4 protein-coding genes are annotated in these 7,002 nt (G+C 37.6%); 1 reads left to right on the top strand and 3 read right to left on the bottom strand.

Annotated features, from left to right (window positions below; translation table 11 throughout):
• Positions 1–173 precede the first annotated feature (173 nt).
• The 3 genes from IPO27_17455 to IPO27_17445 all read right to left on the bottom strand — a co-directional run bounded on the left by IPO27_17455 (position 174) and on the right by IPO27_17445 (position 3,786).
• Positions 174–404, bottom strand: coding sequence for a hypothetical protein (locus IPO27_17455; GenBank protein MBK8848218.1), 231 nt, complete (start codon positions 402–404; stop codon positions 174–176).
• Positions 405–1,033: 629 nt separating this feature from the next.
• Positions 1,034–2,146: a site-specific integrase gene (locus tag IPO27_17450; protein MBK8848217.1), complete on the bottom strand. Its 1,113-nt coding sequence runs from the start codon at positions 2,144–2,146 to the stop codon at positions 1,034–1,036.
• Between the two features lie 1,247 nt (positions 2,147–3,393).
• On the bottom strand, positions 3,394–3,786 hold the full coding sequence (locus tag IPO27_17445) for a transposase (GenBank protein ID MBK8848216.1): 393 nt from the start codon (positions 3,784–3,786) through the stop codon (positions 3,394–3,396).
• 884 nt (positions 3,787–4,670) lie between these two features.
• Between IPO27_17445 and IPO27_17440 the strand changes: the two genes are divergently transcribed.
• Positions 4,671–6,998, top strand: coding sequence for a UvrD-helicase domain-containing protein (locus tag IPO27_17440; GenBank protein MBK8848215.1), 2,328 nt, complete (start codon positions 4,671–4,673; stop codon positions 6,996–6,998).
• Positions 6,999–7,002 lie beyond the last annotated feature (4 nt).

Genomic DNA, 7,002 nt, shown 5'->3' with positions numbered 1-7,002 from the left:
ATAACGTTTTGGGCTTGGCGAAGGTGGGGATTAAAAGTACCAAAATTCCAAATTTAGCACAAAAGCTAATAGAAGTACAAATGTTCAATTTAGCACTTCAGCCCACTTTTGCCAAACCCATGTTAGCGGTTCGTTGTTTTTTGAACATGATTTTCCTTTCCAATATGGTGCTATTATTTTCCTTCTTTGTGGCTCAAAATCAATAGAATTATTGTCACAATGAAACAAAAAACTGTTGCTTGAATTGAACCTTCTGGTCCCAAATTGTCCACTGTAAACCATTCTGCTCCTTCTATTTTAGAAGTAATTAATGTTTTAAATTGAAAAACCCGAAACATTTTATCGAATATTGCAGATTGTGTAAAAATTCCAAACAAAAAGTGAATTGCACCAGTGGAAACCATAAATTTCTGGAATAAATATAGGCAGATGCTAATAAAAGTCCTGCTTGTGTTGCAAGTCCAAGTGCAGCTATTAATGAACTATTAGGGTTTCAAAGGTGCATTAGCTCCAAATAAAATTGCGGATATAAATAATGCAAAATAACTTCTAATTTCTCTTCTGTTATTCTAAATACTATACCTCTCATTAAAATTTCTTGAAAATTGCAGAAGTAAAAGCCATTGCAAATGGTGGGACTAAAAAAGGAGAGGTTTATTGAAACCAGTGAATAACCACCTTTTAAATAAATAACAAGTATTGTCCAATGATTGTAGTAAAACACCTAAAATAATTCCTATTGTCAAACTTTTTGAAAAGTCCAATTTTTGACAATTCTTTAATTTCTCTTTTTCGTAAAATTTATATAATGTTACATACAGAAACTAATGCAAAATTACAACTTCACTATTCCATTTATTAAGTTTTTATATCATATCTAATTCCGTTAAGTTTAACAGTTTACCTACTAATAATTGTTTGGGTTGCAGCTAACTTGCGCATACCCGCTACATCATAGCGCATATACAACACTATTCTGCGGATATGCGCTACTTTTGTGTTTTATTCATATGGCAATAGTAATGTTTTTCTATCATAATTTATCGAAGGGTGAAATAGTATTTTGTATCGATTTGGTACTTACATGTGTATATATTTCTGTGGTTCGGCTGCTGCTATGGCCTAGTAGTTCTTGTATATAACGTAGGTCGGTGCCACCTTCGAGCAAGTGTGTAGCAAAACTATGGCGCAGCCAATGCAATGTAACGGGTTTGGATATATTTGCTTTCACTAAGGATTGTTTTAATACTTGTTGCAAGCTGCGTGCATCATATTTAGTTCCGGTTATTTGGCCTTCAAATAAATAGGTTACAGGTTTGTACATATTGAAATATTCGCGTAGCAGTATTAAAATTTTAGGACTGAGCGGCACAATTCTATCTTTTTTTCCTTTGGCATTTTGAATCAAAATAATATTTCGTTTCGAATCGATATGTTGGGGCAGTAAGTTGAGCAATTCACCACAACGCAATCCACATGCATATATGAGCGAGAGCATTATTTTGTGTTTCATATTGGTGGGTGCTTCCAATATTGCTTTCACCTCATCTTTGCTCAGCACATTGGGCAACTTGTCGGCTTTCTTTGGCCTGTGAATAATATCGATGTTAAGGTTTCTGTTTTCAATAGTTCGAAAAAACAATTTTATGGCATTTACTACTTGGTTTTGGTACGATGCCGATAAGTTGTATTTCAAAATATATTCGTTATTAAACATAATTACATCTTGGTTATTTATTTCATGCACAGCTTTATAACTATAATATTTTAAAAAGGTGGTTAATGCCTCGGTATATACTTTTATTGTGCTGTCACTATATCTTTTCGATTTCAACCAAAGTATGTACTTATCCACTTTTAGTATGCACGCTTCACTCAGCGATACTTTTGTAAACTGCAGTTGCAAATTTTTAGAGTCTGTTTTTGTAGCAGCCGCATTATCATTTGTACTTTCATTGGTGTTGGTTATTATTTGCAGCGTAGCAATGCGATTACCAAAATGTATTTTGATACGTTGCAGATTGTTGCCATAATTGGGTACTACCCAATGCAATAACTTTTTGTGCCACACACTATATCTCAACGAAATAATAAATTTAGTATCGTCATCATTTTTTGGCAGCTTGATTATTATTTTTTTATCCATAACCTGTATGTGTACACCTGTTTGCATTATTGGTGATACAGCATCGCAGTTATGCGCATTAAGGTTTACATTAGTTTGTGGTATGGCAATGGGCATGTTTATTTCGTTTTCTTTTTCTACATGTTTGGGTGCTGCATGGTTATCGGCTAATTTAAATATTAGTCTGTTTTCTTCGTTATTGGGCAGGTGCCAGGCCTTGCATGTTTGGCTCCATTTTGCATCGGGCAGTTTTTTAATCCGTGCAATAGCATCAGGGTTTTGTCGAAATATATAGCTATCCGTGATTGGTTTCGGTGTTCAATTATTTGTGCTTTCCATTTCATGATGATATAGTTTTCTTTTTTTTTCAAAAATAAAAAATTAAATCGGATGGTGATTTAGCAATTTTGAATAACCAACCCACAAAGCTGCAAACCACATGCCCATAGCCCCGATTGTAGCGGTTATCTTATGCCATTCCAATAAAAAATAAAAAAGCAATGGCATACATAAAAGCGGGAAAGCGGGACCGGCCGTTTGAAAAAGGAAGAAATGTTACATTTCAAACATTTGTATTATGGTTTACCGAAACAACTTAGGTTTTGGAAAACAAGCTATTGAAGTTGTTCGGAAATACTAAGAGTACGTTATGTTTTCATTCGAAAATCTAACTACTCTTTGTATAAATAGAAAGTACTGTTTTTCTGTCCTGAATAATTTCGATAATGTTTCTAGCAATTGGTAATTATGGATTTATAGATTACGTTTCGACTCTATGTGTAAAGATTATTTTGTTCTGGTTATAATTATTTATTTTTATGACCCCAATGTTATTCCAAAATAATAAATATATTTGACATCGAATAAACCGCAACTTGAAATGTTCAAAAGCTGTTTCATTTTATTTCGATTTAATTTTCATCATAATTTGTTGTGGTACAGGCTTAGTTTATTGGGTTAGAAAAAAATACAGCGTATGCTGTTTCGATTTATATTTTAAACGATTTAATAAATAGTATTATGAAAAAAACGATGTACACCTTGAAGGTTTTTATTGGGCAATTTTTCGGAATAAACAAAATTAAGCGCTAACTTCTTTTGCAATTTGTGCAATAATTTTCGTCCACCAATGCGTGGCATTTGGTGTCGCTCTTTCCTAATCATTTCTAACACTATTTGATTTTCCAATTGCTCTTGTTCGTACTCATTATTCCTTTTATAGTAAGCTTGTTTGCTGTAGCCAAGCAGTTTACAAAGTCCAGTTATGCTTACTTTTTGGGTGTTGACTTTGTATGTTTGAACTGATTGGCTCCATACTTTTTTCTGATAGGAATGTTTAATTGAGTTTCGGCAATTTCTATCATAGTCTTATACACATTAGTTCGATGCATTTCGTTTTGAAGTTGCTCCTCCAATAACGCTATTTTGCGCTTTAAAACATTAAACTGCTCTTGCTCTTCTTTGTTCATCGACTCCAAAGATAATTCTGGTATTGTTTCTGGCCAATCACTATATTGACGTATCCAATACAACACAGCAGATTTACCTTTAATACCATAAACTCTACGGGCTGATTCTTTACTCAATTTGCCCTGCATTACCTCCATCACTACTTTTCGTTTGAAGGTTTCACTGAATTTTTGATTTGATTGGTTTTTCATAATCCTGATTTTTGTTGACTTTTCAACATCCAATCAGTCAACCTATTTCAGGACGAGACAGAGTAGTCATGTAAGCCAAAATACACCCCAAACCCCTTAAGGGGCTTAAATACAAGGAATTTTGGTTTATAGTTGCTTTAGGTTTCCTATTTAAATTTTGCTTGTTTGTAAAAAGTAAAGTATTGTGTGTAATTGAAAAAACTATAAATCAAATAGAACGAGTAACGTAATGATACGAAATAGCCATCCGAGAATAGGTAAGCTCCAGAAAGGGGTTTGGGGTGTATTGTAACGGTGAGTGTAAACGTACAGAGAGAGTATGCCAAGTGAGCCAGTATAAGACGGTGGATATAAGTGAGCTTGGTGCGGGGGTTTATTTTTGTAGGATGAGGTGGCCGAGTGGTGAGGGGAGTGTAAAGGTGGTTAGGTTGTAGTGGTATTGCAATGGAAGAAAAATTGTTATCGAAAGAAAAATTATTTAGAGGCACGAGCTGCAAGCTCGCGCCAGCGGTGAAACATTAAAAATGTTTCAAAATCTAATCTTCGACAAGCCCTTCGGAACATGTCGAAGAGCTTTTTTTTTGGAATAATGAATCAAACGAAGTTATCAGCCTTATCACTAACCCCGACAGTAGCGGCATCCTTTTATTTTTTCTATTCTTAAAACGCACAAAAAAATAAAAGATATAGCGGATGGCGGGACTCGTGTATGTTAGCAGTAGGCCGCCCGCTGTTTCATCTTTGGATATTGGCTTGCGGGCTACAAAGCAGCTGGCGTGTTGCCTGGTTGATAACTAAAAGCTAATAAGCCTTGTTATAGATGAATGTGGGGTTACTTTTGCGTTTCTGTTTTTTAGTGAATATAATTTTTTTTTGAAGCATACATGTCGGTTGATTTTTTAAATGATTTGAATAGCGTACAGCGCGAAGCGGTGGAGCAGTTGGAGGGTCCGGTAATGATTATAGCGGGTGCCGGTTCGGGCAAAACGCGTGTACTTACTTATCGCATAGCACACCTGGTAAATAGTGGGGTTGATGCTTTTAATATTCTTGCCCTTACATTTACGAACAAGGCTGCTCGTGAGATGAAAGATCGTATTGCAAAAATAGCAGGTGATGATGCGCGCAATTTATGGATGGGCACGTATCACAGTGTGTTTGCCCGCGTGTTGCGCATAGAGGCTGAGAAGATTGGTTTTCCATCTAATTTTACAATTTACGATACGGATGATAGCAAAAGCCTTGTGCGCAGCTTGTTGAAGGAGCAGGGGTTGGATGATAAAACATACCCTGTAAATTCGGTGCTTAACCGCATATCAAGTTTTAAGAATAACTTGAAAAGCTGGCAGCATTATCAGCAGGATGTGGATCAGGTAAATCATGATACGGTGTCGGGCAAACCCATGATGGGTTTGCTGTTTGAGTTATACAGCAAGCGTTGTTTAAAGTCGGGGGCGATGGACTTTGACGATATTTTGTATTTCACCTATGCCTTGCTTGCCAAGTATCCTGAAGTGTTGTTGAAGTATCAGAATAAGTTCAAGTTTGTTTTAGTGGATGAGTTTCAGGATACGAATTTTGCACAGTATCAAATTGTAAAAAAGTTGGCTGCACAACACGAAAACATTTGTGTGGTGGGCGATGATGCACAAAGTATTTATGCTTTTCGCGGTGCGAATATTCAGAATATTCTAAATTTTGAAAAGGACTATCCGGATTTGAAAACTTTTAAGTTGGAGCAAAATTATCGTAGCACCAAAATTATTGTGGATGCTGCCAATGGGGTGATTGCCAAAAATAAAAGTCAGCTGAAGAAGAATGTGTGGACGGATAATACGCAGGGCGATAAGATAAAAGTGCTACGTGCCATGTCTGACAATGAGGAGGGGAACACGATTGCAAATGAGATATTTCAGGCAAGGATGAATGAGCAGTTGGTGCATAAGGACTTTGCCATATTGTATCGCACCAATGCGCAGTCGCGAGCATTGGAAGAGGCCCTGCGCAGGATGAACTTGCCCTATCGCATTTATGGAGGCGTATCGTTTTATGCACGTAAGGTGGTGAAGGATTTGTTGGCATATTTTAGATTGGCATTAAATCATAACGATGAGGAAGCGCTCAAACGTGTGATTAATTTGCCTAAGCGTGGAATAGGGGATACCAGCATTGATAAGATGATAGTTGCCACGGATGCCAATCAGTGTTCGCTATGGGATGTGGTACTTAGTATACATGACTATTGTCAGGATGTAAGTGCAAGTACACGTGCGCAAATTCAGGACTTTGGATCGATGATAAAAAGTTTTGCTGTAGTGGCAAAGCAACATAATGCCTACGAAGCTGCAAGTTATATAGCTGAGCATAGTGGGTTGCTAAAAATGTACTTTAGCGATAAAACAAACGAAGGAGTTAGCCATTACGAAAACTTGCAAGAGTTGCTTAATGGTGTAAAGGAGTTTACTGATACCGGACGCAATGCGGTACCTGCACCTGAGCGTGCCGATGAGCAGCCTGCTGAAGTGCGCAAGTTGGAATTGTATATGCAGGATATTGCCTTACTAACCGATGCGGATGCAGATAAAAAAGATGGTAACGATGATAAAATAAGCTTGATGACGGTGCATGCTGCCAAAGGACTCGAGTTTAAGCATGTGTTTATTGCCGGTATGGAAGAGAATTTGTTTCCAAGTATGTTGTCGCTAAACACGCGCGAAGATTTGGAGGAAGAGCGAAGGTTATTTTATGTTGCTATAACCCGTGCCGAGCGCAAGTTATGTTTATCGTATGCGATGTCGAGGTACCGATGGGGCAATTTGCAAAATAGCGAGCCTAGTCGTTTTCTGGAAGAAATTGATCCTGCACATTTAGAGTTAGTTACTTCTAAGGCATCTATTCATGATTTTGCTCCCCCTGCTGATGAGTGGAGTCAGCCTGGTAAAAGTGCTTTCAGGCTGCGGCCACCAGCGCCCAAGCAAGCAACACAGGCATTGCCCTCCCGTTTTAAGAAGGTGAATGCTGCCGCTGCCACCGGTGCGGCAACGCCCACAGCGCTTGACGTAGGTAATACGGTTATGCACGATTCATTTGGTATCGGAACCGTAGTTGCCATAGAGGGCACACCGCCCAATAATAAATGCACCATCAACTTTAAAGATGCGGGATCGAAAACATTACTTATGAAGTACGCGCGCCTGCGCGTGATTGAATAGTGCG

Source organism: Bacteroidota bacterium (assembly GCA_016714535.1).
Classification (GTDB): Bacteria; Bacteroidota; Bacteroidia; order AKYH767-A; family OLB10; genus JADKFV01.
Note: the sequence above shows the minus strand (reverse complement) of the source record. Positions and strands in the feature narration are given on the sequence as shown.